A 17,593-nucleotide genomic window follows, 5' to 3' on the forward strand; every position below is an offset into this window, starting at 1 on the left:
GGGGACTGCTGCCGGAGTTCTAGCTGTCGACCGAACGCAGTAGCGCCACATCCGAGACGAGCCGGATGTGGTCGGCCATGGCCCGTCCTGCCTCGGCCGGATCCTGATTGCGCACGGCCTCGGCGATGCGGCGGTGGTGTTCCAGTGAGGTCTGTGGACGGTTCGACTGCGACAGCGATTCGATGCGGGTCTCGCGAATGAGACCGGCGATTTCCCCCATGAGCCTGGCGAGCAGCGGTGAGTGTGCCGCCTCGGTGATGGCGTGATGGAACAACTCGTCGCCGGAGTCTCCTCGATCGCCGTCGGTGATCTCGGTGGCCATGACGGACAGGGCGTGGTCGATCGCGGCCATTTCACTGTCGCTGCGACGCGTGGCGGCGAGTTCGGCGAGCTTGACCTCGAGTGCCTCGCGGGCCTCGATCACCTCGGGTAGCCGGTCTGCGTGCTCGCGTAGAGCACGAATTGCCATGTCTCCCACGGGCCGTCGTACGAGCACTGCGCCGTCGCCGTGCCGGACCGACAGGATGCCCTGTACTTCGAGGGCGACGAGGGCCTGGCTCAGAGATGCTCGGCTGACCCCGAGGTGTCCGGCCAGTTCGCGCTCGGGCGGAAGTCGATCGCCAGGGTTCATCTCGCGGTCGGCGATGTGCTTGCACAGCTGTTCGACGATGACCTCGTACAGCCGTGGTCGGGTCACGGGGCGAATTTGCTCAGCCACTGTGTCACTCGCTCTCTGTTCCTCTGGACCTCCACCCTAGTCGCCGCCATGCACGTAACGGCGGACACATCGGGGGTTGACAAGTGATCCAATTCACTGGTTGAGTCCCTATTGACTCAGTGGCCAGTCCAATTAGCCACTGGAGATCCTGGGCAACCGCTCGGGTGACACCACAGACGGACCGGAGACCTTCGATGTCGACCGAGTTGATACCCATCCTTGCGCTCGTCGTCATGTTCCTCGCCGCAACCGTGTTCCCCGTGAACATGGGCGCGTTGGGGTTCGTGGCGGCGTTCTTCGTCGGAACACTTGCCGTGGGCATGGGTGCCGACGACATCATTGCCGGCTTCCCGAGCAGTCTCTTCCTCACGCTCGTCGGCATCACCTACCTGTTCGCCATCGCGCAGAACAACGGCACGGTCGACCTGCTGGTCCGCGGAGCCGTTCGACTCGTCGGAGGCCGGGTGGCACTCATCCCCTGGGTGATGTTCGGCATCACCGGTGTCCTGACCTCGATCGGTGCGCTCGGACCGGCCGCGGTGGCCATCGTCGCCCCGATCGCCCTCGGATTCGCCGCGCGTTACAAGATCAACGCCCTGCTCATGGGCATGATGGTCATCCACGGCGCGCAGGCAGGCGGATTCTCGCCCATCAGCATCTACGGTGTCACGGTCAACAACATCGCCGCCAACGCGGGACTCGTCAACAGTCCGCTCACGCTCTTCCTCGGCAGCCTGTTCTTCAACGCCGCAATCGGCGCGCTGCTGTTCATGTTCCTCGGTGGCCGCTCCCTCATCGGACGCAGCGTGCACGACGAGGACGGCACGCGTCCAGACGGTGACACCGGCGGAGTCGGCGGTTCGGGTTCGCGAACGGTCATGCGCGGCTTCGGCGCATCGACGCCTCGTCCGTCCGGTCAGACTGTCACGGTCGAGAACGCACCACCCCTGGCCACCGCGGTCAAGGCCATCACCTTCGATCAGATTCTCACGCTCGTCGGTCTGGCCTCGCTGGCTCTGTTCGCTCTCGTGCTCGACCTCGACGTCGGATTCATCGCGATGACGGTGGCTGTGATCCTCGCTCTCGCATCGCCCAAGGCCCAGAAGGGCGCGATCAACCAGATCAGTTGGTCGACGGTGCTGCTCATCGGTGGCGTGCTCACGTTCGTCGGGGTGCTGCAGGAAGCCGGAACCGTCGAGTACGTCGGCGATTCGGTCGCCAGCATCGGCATCCCACTTCTGGTGGCGCTGCTGCTCTGCTACATCGGTGCCATCGTCTCGGCGTTCGCGTCGTCCACCGCGATCCTCGGCGTCACCATCCCGCTGGCGGTTCCGTTCCTGCTCGCCGGTGAGGTGGGAGCCATCGGAGTCATCGTGGCTCTGTCCATCGCATCGACCATCGTCGACGTCAGTCCGTTCTCGACCAACGGAGCCCTGGTGCTCGCCAATGCCCAGGACATCGACCGCGACGTCTTCTACAAGCAGATCCTCAAGTACAGCGCACTGGTGGTGGTCATCGGCCCGCTGATCGCCTGGGCATTGCTGGTCGTACCCGGCTGGATGTAGCGGTACTGCAGCTCGAAACAGACGCTCGATGATGGCGGCACGTGTGTTCGACGTGCCGCCATCACGCGTCTGAGCTGGGCAAAGACACGTACATCGTTACTTGACATCGCCGTGGTTCGCTGGTCCAATTGAATTGGCTAGTCCACTGGCCCAGTAATCCAATCGGACTTCGGGTCCGGCTCCCACCTCGCTTCGACGTAAGGATCAATTCGATGCCCCTCAACACGACAGGCAGAACCGGACCGCTCGAAGGCACCGTGGTGGTCGATCTGACCCGCGCCCTGGCCGGCCCGCATGCGGCGATGATGCTCGGCGACCTCGGCGCAGACATCATCAAGGTCGAGACCCCGAAGGGCGGCGACGACACCCGTGTCTGGGGTCCCCCCTTCGTCACTCCGCGCGATGCCGAGCGCGAGTCGACGTACTTCCTCTCGGCCAATCGCAACAAGCGGTCCATCGCGCTCGACCTCAAGACCGACGACGGCCGAGAAGCGTTGGAGCACATGATCGAACGGGCAGACGTACTGCTCGAGAACTTCCGTACCGGTGTTCTCGACCGACTCGGCTTCTCGCCCGAGCGGATCGCCGAGATCAACCCGCGCACAGTGGTGCTGTCGATCAGCGGCTTCGGTCACGACGGCCCCGAGGGCGGCCGCTCCGGCTACGACCAGATCGCTCAGGGTGAGGCCGGGCTGATGTCCTTCACCGGCTCGGGTCCCGAGGACGTCCAGCGCGTCGGCGTTCCCATCGCGGACCTGCTGGCCGGAATGTACGGAGCTTTCGGCGTTCTCGCTGCACTGCGTGAACGCGACCGCACCGGCCGCGGCAAGGTCGTCCGTACCTCGCTGCTCGCCAGCGTCGTCGGAGTGCACGCCTTCCAGGGCACCAAGTGGACCGTCGCAGGCGAGGTCGGCGCGGCGCAGGGCAATCACCACCCGTCGATCTGCCCGTACGGATTGTTCCCGACATCGGATGGCGCAGTGCAGATCTCGGTGGGCAGCGAGGGACTGTGGCATCGGTTCTGCGAGGGTTTCGGCATCGACCCCGATCTCGAAGGCATGGCCACCAACCCGCAACGGGTGAACAGTCGCGACGATGTCATCGAACTCGTGTCCAAGATCTTCCGCACGTACGAGACCGAACCGCTGCTGGCCCTTCTCGACGAGATCGGTGTTCCCGCAGGCAAAGTGCGCAACGTCCAGGAAGTCTACGAGTGGGAGCAGACCAAATCCCAGGGCCTGCTGGTGGACGTCGAGCACGCGACGTTGGGCACGGTGACACTGCCGGGACCGCCACTGCGGTTCTTCGAATCCGACGGCACCGAGGTCACCGAAACCAATCACCTGGCACCGCCGGTGCTCGGTGCCGACGACGAACTCGTCCGCGACTGGCTGAAAGAGGCGACACGATGACCAGAATGACCGCCCTCGAACTCCTCGATCTGGTGATCGATTCCGGCAGCTTCGACTCCTGGGACACCCCGACGGCCGACTACGTCATCGACGACGAGTACGCAGGCGAACTCGCCGCGGCACGCGAGAAGACCGGCCTGGACGAGTCCGTGCTCACCGGCTCCGCGACCATCCGCGGCCGCAAGGTGGCCATCCTGCTCGGCGAGTTCGCGTTCCTGGCCGGCTCGATCGGGGTCGCGGCGGGCGAGCGCCTGGTCAACGCCGTACACCGCTCGACCGACGAGCGGCTGCCGCTGCTGGCGCTGCCGACGTCCGGCGGAACCCGAATGCAGGAGGGCACGGTCGCGTTCTTGCAGATGGTCAAGATCACCGCCGCGATCACCGCGCACAAGGCGGCGAACCTGCCGTACATCGTCTATCTGCGGCACCCCACCACCGGCGGAGTGTTCGCGTCCTGGGGATCGCTCGGTCACGTCACCGTCGCCGAGCCCGGTGCTCTCGTCGGATTCCTCGGCCCCCGCGTCTACGAGGCGCTCTACGACGCGAAGTTCCCCACGGGTGTGCAGACGTCGGAGAATCTCCAGGCCCACGGGCTCATCGACGCCATTCGTCCGCCCGAGCAACTCGGCGAGATCGTCGATCGCGCTTTGCGGATCATGACCGACATCCCGTCCTACCGCCCACGCACCGTCGAGGCGCTCGAATGGAAGATCGAGGACGTACCCGCGTGGACGTCCATTCTGGCCTCGCGCAGAGCCGATCGCCCCGGGGTCCGTGAGCTGCTGTTCAGTACCGCAGCAGATGTGCTGCCGCTCAACGGAACCGGTCAGGGTGAATGGGATCCGGGCCTGATTCTTGCCCTCGTCCGGTTCGGCGACATGCCCTGTGTTCTGCTCGGGCAGGACCGACGCGGTCAGACGACGAAAACGCCGCTCGGTCCCGCAGCGCTTCGCGAGGCTCGACGCGGAATGCGTCTGGCCCAGGATCTGAAGCTTCCGCTCGTCACCGTCATCGACACGGCGGGTGCCGCACTGTCGAAGGAGGCGGAGGAAGGTGGCCTGGCCGGCGAGATCGCACGGTGCATCGCGGACATGGTCGACCTCGAAACCCCCACGCTGTCATTGCTGTTGGGGCAGGGAACCGGCGGCGGCGCACTCGCTCTGGTGCCCGCGGACCGCGTTCTCGCCGCCCAGCATGCGTGGCTCTCGCCGCTGCCGCCCGAGGGGGCATCGGCCATCGTGCACCGCGACACCGCCCACGCCGCGGAGATGGCGACGAAGCAGGGAGTGCGCTCGCTCGATCTCTTCCGAGCCGGCGTTGTCGACATCATCATTCCCGAATTGCCCGACGCGGCAGACGAATCGCAGCAGTTCTGCGACCGGGTGGGTGCGGTACTGCACCGGGAGCTCGCCGAACTGATCGCTCAGGACCCGTCGATGCGGATGATCGCCCGAGAGAAGAGATTCAACAGAATCGGCTTCGCGGCCGCCGCGGTGTAATTCCCGCCGAACTCGAAGTTATGGACGGTTTTCGGCTGAAATGTATCCATAACTTCGAGTTCGGCGGGTGGTCGGGGAGGCTATCGTCGTCCGGGTGGCCGGCAATGCGCGGGATCCGGGGGTGTCGGTGGCCTCGCGGCTGCTGGCGCTTCTGGCTGTGTTCGACGAGAAGACCCCTGCGCTGACGCTGTCCGAACTGGCCGACGGCGCAGGCCTGCCCATCGCCACCGCGCATCGGATGGTGCGTGAACTGGTCGACTGGGGCGCGCTCGTTCGCGGCGAGGACGGCCGCTACGTGGTGGGGCGTCGACTGTGGAAGTTGGGATTGCTGGCACCGGATCAAGCCGATCTGCGGGAGATCGCCTCGCCGTTTCTGCACGACATCTACGGTGCGACACTCGCCACGGTGCATCTGGCCATTCGCGACGGCGACGAGGTGCTCTATCTCGACCGGCTTGCCGGACACGCGTCGGTACCTGCGGTCAGCCGGGTCGGAGCGCGTCTGCCCCTGTATGCGACCGGAGTCGGCAAGGTGTTGTTGGCCTACGCCCCGCGTGAGGTGCACGATCGCGTGCTGAGGAACCTGACCCGCATCACCGCGTACACGGTGACTCATCCGGGGAAGTTGGACAGCGAACTACGCCGAGTGCATCGCGAGGGGTATGCGCAGACGGTCGAGGAGATGACGCTGGGGGCGTGTTCGGTGGCCGTACCGGTCCGCGGCGAAGGCGAACGAGCGGTGGCGGCGTTGGGCATCGTGGTTCCGAGCATCGGACGAGATCGAGCCAGACTGGTTGCCGCTCTGCAGGTTGCCGCCCGAGGAATCGAGCGAAGTCTGCGGGGATGAGATCGGTATTTTCGCTGAGTGGAAACGTGGTCTTGTTCGCGGCCCCGATGCGCGGTGTACTCGATGCATGCGAACACAGGTCGCCATCATCGGTGCAGGGCCCGCGGGTCTGCTGCTGTCCCACCTGCTCGGGGAGCAGGGAATCGACTCCGTTCTGATCGAGTCGCGCACGCAGGAGTACGTACTCTCGCGCATTCGCGCCGGCATTCTCGAACATTCGACGGTTCAGCTGCTCGACGACCACGGTCTGGGGGAGCGGTTGCATCGCGAAGGCCACGAGCATCGCGGAATCTATCTGCAGTGGCCGGAAGAGCGGCACCACATCGACTTTCGCGACCTGGTGGACCGAAGCGTGTGGGTGTACGGGCAGACCGAGGTGACCAAGGATCTGGTCGCGGCCCGGGAGAAAGCAGGCCAGCAGATCTTCTACGACGTCTCCGATACCGCGTTGCACGACGTCGAGTCCGACTCCCCGTACGTCACGTTCACCGATGCCTCGGGTACCCCGATGCGGATCGACGCGAATGTCGTTGCCGGGTGCGACGGTTCGTTCGGTCCGAGCCGCGCTGCGATGCCGGACTCGGTGCGCAACACCTGGGAGCGAACGTATCCGTTCTCCTGGCTCGGGGTGCTGGCTGACGTCGCGCCCTCGACCGACGAGCTCATCTATGCCTGGCATCAGGACGGATTCGCGATGCACTCCATGCGATCGTCGACGGTCAGTCGGCTGTATCTGCAGGTGCCGAACGGGACCGACATCGCCACCTGGTCCGACGACCGAATCTGGGATGCATTGGCACGCAGGCTCGGTCACGGGCAGAACGGCTGGGAGCTCACTCCTGGACCGATCACCGAGAAGAGCGTGTTGCCGATGCGCAGCTACGTGCAGACGCCGATGCGACACGGCAACCTCTTTCTGGCCGGCGATGCCGCGCACATCGTGCCGCCAACCGGGGCGAAGGGCCTCAACCTCGCAGTGGCCGACGTCGCCCTGCTGGCACCGGCACTGACGTCACTGCTGGGCAAGAACGATTCCCGCGCCGCCGATGCCTACAGTGACGACGCACTCCGACGCGTCTGGCGTTGCACGCACTTCTCCTGGTGGATGACGACGATGCTGCACACCGGCGACGACCCGTTCGATGCGCAATTGCAGCTCTCGCAGTTGAAATGGGTTGCTTCCAGCGAGGCCGGGGCAACGGGACTGGCGGAGAACTACGCCGGTCTGCCGATCGGATTCTGACCCTCGAACTCTGCCGAACTCGAAGTTATGGACGGAATATGCCCGGAATCCATCCATAACTTCGAGTTCGGCGGGAATTACCGTCGACGATCCAACACGTAGGTCACCGCCACACCGGCGACCAGTCCCCAGAACGGAGCCCCCAGGCCCGCGACGTCGGTTCCCGAGACGGTGACCAGCAGGGTGATCAGCGGCGCGAGTACCGGACGGCCGGTCGAATCGGAGAATGCGGCGGTGAAGGCTCCGCGCAGTGCCTCGAGCATGGCCAGACCGGCGAGGGCGGCGATGAACGTCGCGGGTACCACGGCCAGTCCGCGCACCAACACCGGTGCCAGTACACCCACGACGACAGCCAGTGCGCCGCAGGTCATTCCGGCGATATACTGCCGCGACCGTTCACCCACAGCGACGAGCAGTGCGTTGGTCGGACCGGCGAGACACGTCGACACCGCACCCAGCGGTGCGACGAGAAGCGACCACACCCCGCACGCGATGGTGACAGCGGTCATCGGAGGCCGGTGGCCCGCGGAGCTCAGGACGGCAGCGCCCTGACCGTTCTGCACCGCGACCACGGTGATGGCGAGCGGTATCACCAACTGCGCCATGGCCGCCCCACTGAACGACGGCGCAACGAGTTCGGGCAGACCGATCAGAGGTAGCTCGGCCGCGGGGCCGGTCAGTGGGGTGTATCCGCCGGTGACCGCCAGCGCAGCGAGACCGGCCACCAATGCCGCCAGCACCGGAGGTATGCGCCTCGACCAGACATCGGATCGTGTCAGGGCCAACCACGCCACGACCATGGTGCCCGCGACCAGTACGTTCGACGAAACGGATTGCACCAGTCCGGTTCCGAACGACAGGAACGCGCCGGCAACCATCGCCATCACCACACTGTGCGGCAGAAAGGCCATCAGCTTCGCGACGACACCGGTGGCACCGAGCACGATGATGAGAACCCCGGTCGCGAGATAAGCCCCGACGACTTCGGGCCAGGTCAGCGACGCCAACGACTGACCGACCAGAACAGTGCCCGGAATGGTCCAGAAAAAGCTCAGCGGCATTCGGTAGACCCAGCTCGCCACCAGGGTGAGAATGCCGTTGAGCACGAACACTCCGAACACCCACGACGCCGTCTGCGCGGCGGTGAGCGAGCCTGCTGCCGCGGCACCCATGATCACCGCAACGGGCCCGGTCGCGCTGAACAGCACGCCGGTCGCCCCTGCACCGACGTACAGCCCGCCGAAGTCCGCGCGCAGAGCACGCAGATTCGGCGGGCGACGTTCCGGTAGGTCGCTCGAGGTCGGCCACTGGAAAATATCTGTCATTCAGCCACTTTCACCGGTTCTTCGATTGCTGGATCGGATCGACGCAGTGCCCGAACCGCAGGGACGGCTGTGGTGACGAGAGCTCCGAGCAGGGCAACGACGGCGAAGATGTAGAACGCCTGCGAGGACGCGATTCCCGCACCGAGCAGGATACCGCCGAGCAGCGGCCCGAGAATGCCGCCGAGGCGTCCGAAACCGGCGCACCATGCGACGCCCGCCGCCCTGGCGGTCGTGGGGTAGTAATTGGAGACGAAGCCGTAGATCAGCACCTGGGTGCCGATAGCGCCGATGCCGGCACCGGCCACCGCGACGAGCAGTACGCCGAGCGGGAAATTCAACGTCAACAACACCAACGACAGTGCGGCAAGGCAGAAGGTGGCGGCGATGACGCGCTGTGGTCCTGTCCGATCGGCGACGCGAGAGGCGATCAATCCACCGATGATGGCACCACCGTTGAGCACCAACAGGAACGACAGTGAACCCTTGGCGTTGTATCCGGCCTCGGACATGATTTGCGGGAGCCAAGTATTGAGGCCGTAGGTCAGCAGCAGGCCGGAGAAGCTCATCAACCCGAGGAGTGCCGTCGGGCGCAGCAGTGGTTTGCGGGCGAGCGCGGCGAATCCGACGCGATCGCCGGCGACTGCGGGCTCGGGCTCGGGCATCGGGATTCCGGTCTTCGCGCAGATCTGCTGGGCATCGGCGACGCGTCCGTGCGCCAACAGCCATCGCGGTGATTCCGGCATACGGAGCACCGCGAGGGGCAGCAGGATGACCAGCGGCAGTGCTCCGATCCAGAACAGTCCGCGCCAGCCGATGCTGTCCTGCAGAGCGATTGCGGCCAGAGAAGCCAAAACGCCGCCGGCGGGGATACCGCTGTAGACGATGGCGTTGAACAGATTTCGACGGCCTGCCGGTGCGAACTCGGCGATCATCGCGCCTACCGTGGCGACGAGTCCGCCGACTCCGATTCCGGTGACGAATCGAAGGATTCCGAAAGCGGTGATGTTCTGGGCCAGTGCGGTGGCCCCCATCCCGACCGAGAACCACACGATGCACGTCAGCATCGTTCGCCGACGCCCGATGCGGTCGCCGAAGGCTCCGGCTGTCAAAGCACCCACCATGACTCCGATGAGAGCGTACGAACCGAGGGCACCGGCCTGCTCGGGGCTGAGAGCACCCAGTTGGGTCGAGTCGGCCAGCAGTGTCGGCAGGACGGTTCCGTACACGACGAGGTCGTATCCGTCGAAAACGATTGCTGCGGTGGAGAGTGCGACGATCCAGATCACGCTACGTCGGTGACGGTCGCTGGCCCAGCCGGCGGCTGCGCTGCGGGGCGTCGGAATTGTCGGTGAGGTCATCGACTGTCCTTCGGTAGAGGGCCCGTCGTGGCGGGCGAATGCGGCACCCGGTCGGTGCAGTACGGCAAGTGTGTCGCACTGTGCCCTGGGTCACACCGGGTAAATGCCTAGGATCGACCCAGGGTTCGTGCCGAAAAGCGCTGTTGCACAATCATGGTGGCGTGCTCTCGGATGCGCGGGCCGCGGCGAGTTCGGAACGGGATCGAACGCCGAGCTTGGCATAGACACGCGTGAGGTGGAATTGCACGGTCTTCACCGACAGGAACAGTTCCGCGGCCACTTCTCGATTGGTCAGACCCGTTGCGACGAGGGTGGATACCGCGTCCTCCTGTGGCGTGAGCGCGTTGTGCGGCCTGTCCTTGAGGATTGCGTGCACTCCACCTGCCTTGAGCTCGCGGTCGCACCGCCGGACGTACGTCGTAGCGCCGAGGGAAAGGTAGTCGTCGCGGGCCGCGGTGACCACCACGTCGGCTTCGCGTCGCTTGCCTGCCCGCCGCAACGTCTGGCCGTACGCGTAGTTCACCCGGGCGCGGTCGTACACCAGGGGCAGTGGCATGAGCGAATCCAAGGCATCCTCGAAAGAGGCTCGCGCAGAGTCCATGTCGCCGGTTGCGCCGTGCCATCTACCCCGCGCACACGCGAGCCGGGCATGGGCCGATCGGTGGCCGCGCTCTGCCACCCGGGCTTCGTGGGGAGTGAGGAAGGCATCGGCTTCGTCGAGCCTGCCCTCCACGATCAGCGCGTTGGCGTACACGTCCGGCCAGGCCCAGAAGCCCGGCTCGGAGACGTCGGCGTGTGCCCATTGCTGTGTCAGCGGACTCAGGGCGCGCAGGACACCGGCATAGTCGGCCCGAGCCTCGGAGATCGCTGCGCGGCCCAGAGCCGTGGGGACGCGCATGATCTCGTAATCTCGAGCGCCGGATTCACCTCGTCGTGAACTCGCCGCGGCGGCATCCCAGTCACCCCGAAGCGCGTGGATCTGCATGGCGGTCCACTGCAGGAGCGGGACGATGAGGGCTGCACCGGAACTGTCGGCCAGGTCGGAGGCGCGTCCGACTATCCGCAGCGCCGCGTCCCATTCTCCGGTGACGAAATACGTGCGAGCCAACCAGGCGTTGGCCCACAGTGCGATTCGGGTGGAGCCGCCGAGGAAGTCCGTCGGTGCCGCGGCTTCCAGTTCGGACCTCGCCAGCTCCACCGAGTCGGTGGCCAGGTGCAGCCAGCCGGCACCCATCTGCACTCGCTGTCCCACGGCTCCGGTACCGGCCTGTCCCCACAGATCCTCGTAGCTGGCCAATGCTTCTGCGACGCGGCCGGTTCCGGCCAGACCGAGCCCGCGGATGGCCTGTGCTTCGACGGCAGTCGGATGGTCCGAGCCGACGAGTTCGACGGCGCGGTCGGCCCAGTACACCAGTGCGCCGCCGTCGCAACGGGCGAGATTGTGCAGCACCTGGCGATGACAGATGACGGCGGCGACGTCGCGATCGTGGCGGGTTCGGACGAGCTGCCACGCCCGTGTCAATCGGGCGTCGGCCTCCTGCGGGCGGCCCCGCAGAATGGCGAGATATCCGAGAACGGCGTTGCGGCTCGGTGTTTCGTGCAGACTCTCGATCTCGGCGATGTAGTCCGACGCTCCGCGGACGTCACCGGCACCGATGAGGGCGTCGACGCCGCGCACGAGTCGATCCTCGCGCAGGCCTGCGTCGCCGGATGCTCGGCTCGAGAGCATGAAGAGCCTGGCAGCGGTAGCCCATTCTCCGGTCCGCGCGCGTTCTGCGGCAAGCGATTCGAGCTCGCCGGCCATGTGCGGCTCGGGTAGCAGCGTCGCCTCGGCGCGGTGCGCAAGCCGATCGGCCGGGTCGGATTCGGCGGACGCCGCGGCTCTGTGGACGTCGGCGACGCCGGTTCTGCTCATGGTGGCCAGTACGGCTGCGCGAATCATGCCGTCCGGGCACTCGAGCAGGGTGATACCCGATCGACGACGCACGAGAACATGGCCCAGTGCCTCCGCCAGATCGAGTGCAGCACTGGGATCGTCGATCTCTGCTACCTCGCAGACCGTCGAGACCGGTCGAGCGCCATCGAGTACGGCCACGGCCTGCACCAACCGAAGAGTCTCCGCGGAGCTCTCGCTCAGTGCCGCTCGCACCGATGCCTGCACGTACTCGGGTGCGGGTAGTTCGGGCCGCACGCCCGTCCACATGTGGCCGGGCAGTTCGGACAGCAGCGCCGACACCTGTTTCGGGCGGCCACCCGTGTGCGCGGTCAGGTGCGCGGCCGAGGACGGTGAGAGGATGACGCCGCGCAGCGCAGCGAGTTCTGCGACGTTGTCGCTTCCCAGCGGCTCGACGACGAACCGGGTGTCGGCTGCGCGATCGAGTATCTCGTGCGATTCGATGCTTCCCGTGGGCAGAATCCGACGGATGCACACCACGGCGATCTTCGAGTCGCGGTGGCGTCGGACGGTAGAGGCAAGCACGCGAAGCGAATCCGCGTCGGCGTCCTGAGCGTCGTCGATCAACACGGCGGTCACCGAGGGTCCGTTGCTGCCTGCGATTCGCTCCGGCAGCGTCCGGCCGTCGGCGACGTCGATCTCGGGAAAGCACTGATGCGCGATCTCCCACGGCCTGCTCGTCTCCCACGGTACGGCGGACACCTGCCGGACGCGCGGGCGAGGCTCGGCCGCGTCGAGGCGGGCAGCCAGCTCTCGCAGCACCGCGGTCTTGCCGACACCTGCCGCGCCGTCCACGACGACGAACCTCGATCGGGCGTCGGCGTCCTGCACCTCGTCCACCAGCGCATCGAGCAGCTCGCCACGGGCAACGAGCGGCGCGGGGGACATGAGCTCACCGTAGCGGTGACGTGCGGGTACGTCCGGCAATCGAACCGACATCGCGCACACTCAGCCCGGGTCGCCGCCGGCGACGGGGAGCACCGTACCGGTGATGTACGACGCCTCGTCGGAGGCCAGGAAGCAGATCGCCGCGGCCTGCTCGTCCAGCGTCCCGTAGCGCTTGAGCAGGGACGAGTCGACGGTCTGATCTACGATGGCCTGGTACCACTGCTGTTCCTGATCGGTGCTCGGCGCAGGTCCGCGAGCGACGCGGCGCGGCGGTGCCTCGGTCCCTCCGGGCGCGGTCGCGACCACCCTGACCCCGTGCGGAGCCGCCTCCAGTGCGAGTGCAGAGGTGATGGCGTTGACTCCACCCTTGGCTGCGGCGTAGGGAACTCGGTGCACTCCGCGGGTCGCGACCGAGGAGACGTTGACGATGGTTCCGGTGCCTTTCGAGATCATGTGCGGGATCACCGCGCGACACGACCAGAGTGTGGGGAACAGCGAGCGCGAGATCTCCTTCTCGACCTGTTCCGGTGGGTACTCCGCGAACGGCTTCGCCCAGATGGTCCCGCCCACCACATGGATCGACACGTCCACTCGTCCGTGCGCTGCCAGCGCCGCGTCCACTGCGCTCGACGCACCGGCCCAGGTTTCGAGATCGGCCAGCACACTGGATGATTCGGTGCCGTCGCGGCCGAGCTCGGCGCTCAGTTCCTCGACGAGTTCGGATCGATCGGCCAGCATCAGGGTGCCGCCCTCCGCGGCGATCCTGCGCGCGACGCACTCTCCGATGCCCTGCGCCGCACCGGTGATCAGGACGACCTTCCCGGCGAACCGGCCCGGGCTGACGAATCTGGGTCGCTTGCTCGCGGCCGAGTCGTGCATGGCGCGCTTCATCGTGGTCTTGGAGCGGTCGGCATGGTCGGCGATCAAGGTGCGGGCGCGTTCTCGGTCGCCTGCCTCGAAAGCGTCGACGATGTCGAGATGATCCTGGGCGCACAACTGGTCACACCACGTCGCATTGCGGAGCACGTCCTCCATCGCAGCTTCGACCCCGAGGGCCCGATATGCCTGCAGCAGATGCTCGTTGCGTGTCTGGGTGAACAGGTAGTCGTGGAAGGCGGCGTTGGTTTCGGTGTACGCGGCGGCGTCGACGAAGCGATCGCCGTCCACGTAGCGGGTGGTGGCCTCCGCGAGCAATCGGTAGCCCGCGATCTGCTGGGAGCTGAGCCTGCCGATGACCAACTCCAGTGCGCCGAGTTCGAGTGCGCGTCGGGCCTCGAACACCGCATCGGATTCGTGCACCGAAGGATGTTCCTCGCCGATCTCGTAGTCGACGGTGGCTGCGGCAGGCTCGACCCGGTCGAACAACGGCTCGATATCTCGGTCCGGCCATATGCGTTGACCGGCCACCGACTGGGCATCGGGTGTGACGGCGAGACCGTCCGATGCCCAGTCGAGTGGGTCGGTGCTTCCGGTGCCGTGGGAGACGATGCGCTGCCGGGCGATCGAGGTGATGGCGAGGGCTTCGTCGCTCGCCGAGATCGCAGTGCCGGCGCGGAGGGGATTCTCGTCGCGAGCGCCGAACAGCGTTCGGCCGCAGACGGATCGAGCGTCGGTGGCAGGCCGGTCCTCGGTGACGAGGTCTTGCGCTTCGGCACCCGTCGCGGGAACCCGTTCGACCGCAACGGGCGTGGAGTCCGCAGCAATCGGCTCCTCGGCGGGATCAGGACGCTCGACGACCGGGGCAGACGGCGCGAACTTCTCGTAGTAGAATCCGGTCGGTTCGATTCCCGACTCGGCGAAGTGCGTACGCACGGCCTCCACCATCGGCGGAGGACCGCACAGGTAGACGGCAACATCACCGTCGTACAGGTGCTCCTCCCTCAGCAGCGACGTGACGTAGCCCTTGTTCGCGGCCGTGCTGTTCGGATCCGACACACAGTGATCGAAAGTGAACGCATCGAGTTGCGAGGCGAGTGCGGCCAGCTCGTCGAGGAGTACGACGTCCTCGTCGGTACTGACGCCGTAGACCAGATGCACGGGACGCGAGGATGATTCGGCGGCCAAGGTGCGCAGAATCGACAGGATGGGAGCCAAGCCGGTTCCGCCGGCCAACAGCAGCGCGGGCCGTTGAGCTTCCCGAAGGAAGAAGCTGCCGTGCGGCCCGGTGAACGAGATCTTGTCCCCGACGGCTGCGGCGTCGGTCAGGTAGGTCGACATCGAACCGTCGGGGGTCAGCTTCACCAGGAACTCGAGCTCGTCGGACCTGGACACGCAGCTGAACGAGTACGACCGGGTCTGCTCCGATCCGGGCACGGTGATGTTGACGTACTGGCCCGGTAGGAAGGTGAGTTCGTCGCCCTGCGGTGCCTCGACGGCCAGGCGGACCGTCGTCGGTGAGAGTCGGTCGACTGCGGTGACCACGGTTTCGTGCGTCGCCGCTCGGGTTTTCGCAACCGCGGAGGTGCTGGCGATCTGGAGTACGAGGTCGGACTTCGGAGTCATGCTGCACGGCAGGCAGTAGCCCTGCTCCGATTCGCCGGCGCTGAGCGCGTCGTCGAGGTACGTGCCGCCGTCGAAGTCGCCGGATTCGCACAGTGCCTTGCAGGTTCCGCACGCCCCGTCCCGGCAGTCGAGGGGGATGTTGATTCGCGACCGATAGGCGGCGTCGGCGACGGTCTGGCCGTCGGAACAGGTGATGAATCGGGTGACGCCGTCCTCGAAGGACAGTGCGACGGAATGGCTCACGAGGGGTCTCCTTTCCTGATCAGAAGTGATAGATGTCGACGACGTGGTGGATGTAGTCGTTCTTGAGCACCACGGTCTTGCGGCGGATCAACGGTGATTCGCCCGAGAAGTCGATGGTGTAGAAGGACGTCCCGTAGTACGGATCGATCGTCTTGTACCGGAAGTACATCGTGTGCCAGTTGAAACGCACATCGACCAGGTCGCCTCGGCGCTCGATCACCTCGACGTTGCTGATGTTGTGACTCGTGCGCGGCTCGGGAATCGAGGTGGCACTGGAGCGCTCGGTGCGGATGCGGAACACCCGGTCCTCGAGGCCACCCTTGTTCTCGTAGTAGATCAGCGAGATGTCGGTCTGCGGATCCTCGGTGAGCAGATCGTCGTCGCCCCAGCAGGGCATCCAGTACTCGACGTCGTCGGCGTAGCAGGTGAGCCAGAGTTCGAACTCCCGGTCGTCGAGGTATCGGGCCTCGCGGTAGAGGAACTGCTCGATCGCGCTCTGCGTGATGCGAGTTTCGGTGGAGGTCATGTCATTTCACCCGGCTCTCGGTAGCTGTCCTGTCGATGGCAGCGAGCAGGGTGCTGCGCCAGTAGCCGTGCTGAACGGGGAAGAGTCCCTCGTCCTCGTTCTTGACTCCCGCGGAGATCACCCCGTGCATGTCCAGTGCCTCGGCCACTGGATCCGGCCCGGTCAGCCAGTGCTCGGCACCGCGGCTCATGTCGTTCCACGGCGCATTGGTCGCCTGGAACGTCAGCTGGCAAGAGCGGAATTCTTCCAGGTCGTCGGGGGTGGCCATGCCGGAAGCGTTGAAGAAGTCCTCGTACTGCCGAATCCGATGCGACCGAGCAGATTTCGATTCACCCTTGGGTGCGATGCAGTAGATGGTGACCTCGGTCTTGTTCGGCGCGATCGGGCGGAAATGCCTGATCTGGGTGCTGAACTGATCCATCAGGTAGACGTTCGGGTAGAGGCACAGGTTGCGTGAGCCCTTCACCATGAATTCGCCCTTGGCATCGCCGAATTGCTCCTTGAGCGCATCCATCTGGTCCCACAGCGGCCGATCCTGGGGGTTGGCGGCCCACGTCCACAGGCACAGGTGCCCGTTGGGGTAGGACCAGTAGCCGCCACCGGACTTGCCCCAGCCGCCTGCGTCGAGGGCCTTGGTGGTGTTCTTCGATTCGCCGTTGTTGCGCCGCGAGGTGGTCGCGGCATAGTTCCAGTGCACGGCACTGACGTGATATCCGTCGGCACCGTTCTCGGCCTGCACCTTCCAGTTGCCGTCGAAGGTGTAGGTCGAGGAACCCCGCAGTACTTCGAGACCGTCCGGTGATTGATCGACGAGCATGTCGATGACCTTGGTGGTGTCGCCGAGGTGCTCGGCGAGCGTCGACACGTCGTCGTTCAGGCTGGCGAACAGGAACCCTCGGTAGCTCTCGAACCTCGGCACCTTGGTGAGGTTGTGCGAGCCGTCGACATCGAACGTATCCGGATAGCCGGCACCCTCGGGATCCTTGACCTTGAGGAGTGTGCCGTCGTTGCGGAAAGTCCAGCCGTGGAACGGGCATGTGAGGGTGGGGCGATTGTCGGTCTTCCGGCGGCACAGCATCGCACCACGGTGCGCACAGGCGTTGATCAGGCAGTGCAGCTCCCCGTCCTTGTCGCGGGTGATGACCACCGGCTGACGACCCATGTGCACGGTGAAGTAGTCGCCGTTGTTCGGAATCTGGCTCTCGTGGGCGATGTAGATCCAGTTGCCCTCGAAGATGTGCTTCATCTCGAGCTCGAAGATCTCCTCGTCGGTGAAGATGCTCCGATTGGCTCGATAGATACCGGCGTCGGCATCGTCGATCACCGCTCCGTCGATGGCGGCGTGCGCCTGATCCAAGATTTCCGTCATGGTCGTGTCCTCGCTGTCGTTCGATTCCGCGGCGGTGCAAGTCGCGTGGCGGTTGTCTCCGACTTTGACACCGAGTGGCATCGGTCACACCAGGGCTTTGCCTAGGCTCGACCAGGGTGCCTATTGATCGCGTTCACTTATCAA

The 17,593-nt window shown here is 65.7% G+C and carries 12 protein-coding genes; 5 read left to right on the plus strand and 7 right to left on the minus strand.

All coding sequences use genetic code 11. The features are described 5' to 3' along the window. Positions 1-19: 19 nt before the first annotated feature. Positions 20-718, minus strand: a complete 699-nt coding sequence (locus R4P47_RS12355; protein WP_269594725.1) for a FadR/GntR family transcriptional regulator — start codon at positions 716-718, stop codon at positions 20-22. A gap of 194 nt (positions 719-912) precedes the next feature. On the opposite strand from R4P47_RS12355, the gene R4P47_RS12360 reads away from it, so the two are divergent. The 5 genes from R4P47_RS12360 (at position 913) to R4P47_RS12380 (ending at position 7,284) form a co-directional block, all read left to right on the plus strand. Further along, positions 913-2,283: an SLC13 family permease gene (locus R4P47_RS12360; protein WP_068054349.1), complete on the plus strand. Its 1,371-nt coding sequence runs from the start codon at positions 913-915 to the stop codon at positions 2,281-2,283. Positions 2,284-2,495: 212 nt separating this feature from the next. Then, positions 2,496-3,695 (plus strand): CaiB/BaiF CoA transferase family protein, encoded by a 1,200-nt coding sequence (locus R4P47_RS12365; protein WP_094669687.1) that lies wholly within the window; start codon positions 2,496-2,498, stop codon positions 3,693-3,695. Then, positions 3,692-5,194: a carboxyl transferase domain-containing protein gene (locus R4P47_RS12370; RefSeq protein WP_094669688.1), complete on the plus strand. Its 1,503-nt coding sequence runs from the start codon at positions 3,692-3,694 to the stop codon at positions 5,192-5,194. Before R4P47_RS12365 ends, R4P47_RS12370 begins: the two co-directional genes overlap by 4 nt. Before the next feature lie 94 nt (positions 5,195-5,288). Then, positions 5,289-6,041, plus strand: a complete 753-nt coding sequence (locus R4P47_RS12375) for an IclR family transcriptional regulator (RefSeq protein ID WP_283347394.1) — start codon at positions 5,289-5,291, stop codon at positions 6,039-6,041. 67 nt (positions 6,042-6,108) lie between these two features. Then, positions 6,109-7,284, plus strand: a complete 1,176-nt coding sequence (locus R4P47_RS12380) for a 4-hydroxybenzoate 3-monooxygenase (protein WP_317784886.1) — start codon at positions 6,109-6,111, stop codon at positions 7,282-7,284. A gap of 77 nt (positions 7,285-7,361) precedes the next feature. Here R4P47_RS12380 and R4P47_RS12385 read toward each other — a convergent pair whose 3' ends face one another. The 6 genes from R4P47_RS12385 to benA form a co-directional block, all read right to left on the minus strand. Then, positions 7,362-8,609 (minus strand): benzoate/H(+) symporter BenE family transporter, encoded by a 1,248-nt coding sequence (locus R4P47_RS12385; RefSeq protein ID WP_317784887.1) that lies wholly within the window; start codon positions 8,607-8,609, stop codon positions 7,362-7,364. Beyond that, positions 8,606-9,967 (minus strand): MFS transporter, encoded by a 1,362-nt coding sequence (locus R4P47_RS12390; protein WP_068054368.1) that lies wholly within the window; start codon positions 9,965-9,967, stop codon positions 8,606-8,608. The genes R4P47_RS12385 and R4P47_RS12390 overlap by 4 nt, the downstream gene beginning before the upstream one ends. A gap of 151 nt (positions 9,968-10,118) precedes the next feature. After that, positions 10,119-12,809, minus strand: coding sequence for a LuxR C-terminal-related transcriptional regulator (locus R4P47_RS12395; protein ID WP_317784888.1), 2,691 nt, complete (start codon positions 12,807-12,809; stop codon positions 10,119-10,121). Positions 12,810-12,869: 60 nt separating this feature from the next. Further along, the gene (gene benC / locus R4P47_RS12400) at positions 12,870-15,584 is read right to left on the minus strand and encodes a benzoate 1,2-dioxygenase electron transfer component BenC (protein WP_411567333.1); all 2,715 of its coding nucleotides are present in this window, start codon (positions 15,582-15,584) and stop codon (positions 12,870-12,872) included. After that, positions 15,574-16,080: a benzoate 1,2-dioxygenase small subunit gene (gene benB, locus R4P47_RS12405; RefSeq protein ID WP_094638854.1), complete on the minus strand. Its 507-nt coding sequence runs from the start codon at positions 16,078-16,080 to the stop codon at positions 15,574-15,576. Before benB ends, benC begins: the two co-directional genes overlap by 11 nt. 1 nt (position 16,081) lies before the next feature. Further along, complete coding sequence (gene benA, locus R4P47_RS12410) at positions 16,082-17,449, minus strand: benzoate 1,2-dioxygenase large subunit (RefSeq protein WP_094687723.1); 1,368 nt, start codon at positions 17,447-17,449, stop codon at positions 16,082-16,084. Positions 17,450-17,593 lie beyond the last annotated feature (144 nt).

Origin of the sequence: Rhodococcus sp. IEGM 1370 (genome assembly GCF_033142325.1) — a bacterium.
Classification (GTDB): domain Bacteria; phylum Actinomycetota; class Actinomycetes; order Mycobacteriales; family Mycobacteriaceae; genus Rhodococcoides.

Bases quoted from the DNA above. Each gene is read 5' to 3' on its own strand.
- R4P47_RS12360 (WP_068054349.1), top strand. From the start codon at position 913: ATGTCGACCGAGTTGATACCCATCCTTGCGCTCGTCGTCATGTTCCTC.
- R4P47_RS12365 (WP_094669687.1), top strand. From the start codon at position 2,496: ATGCCCCTCAACACGACAGGCAGAACCGGACCGCTCGAAGGCACCGTG.
- R4P47_RS12370 (WP_094669688.1), top strand. From the start codon at position 3,692: ATGACCAGAATGACCGCCCTCGAACTCCTCGATCTGGTGATCGATTCC.
- R4P47_RS12380 (WP_317784886.1), top strand. From the start codon at position 6,109: ATGCGAACACAGGTCGCCATCATCGGTGCAGGGCCCGCGGGTCTGCTG.
- R4P47_RS12385 (WP_317784887.1), bottom strand. From the start codon at position 8,609: ATGACAGATATTTTCCAGTGGCCGACCTCGAGCGACCTACCGGAACGT.
- R4P47_RS12390 (WP_068054368.1), bottom strand. From the start codon at position 9,967: ATGACCTCACCGACAATTCCGACGCCCCGCAGCGCAGCCGCCGGCTGG.
- R4P47_RS12395 (WP_317784888.1), bottom strand. From the start codon at position 12,809: ATGTCCCCCGCGCCGCTCGTTGCCCGTGGCGAGCTGCTCGATGCGCTG.
- benB (WP_094638854.1), bottom strand. From the start codon at position 16,080: ATGACCTCCACCGAAACTCGCATCACGCAGAGCGCGATCGAGCAGTTC.
- benA (WP_094687723.1), bottom strand. From the start codon at position 17,449: ATGACGGAAATCTTGGATCAGGCGCACGCCGCCATCGACGGAGCGGTG.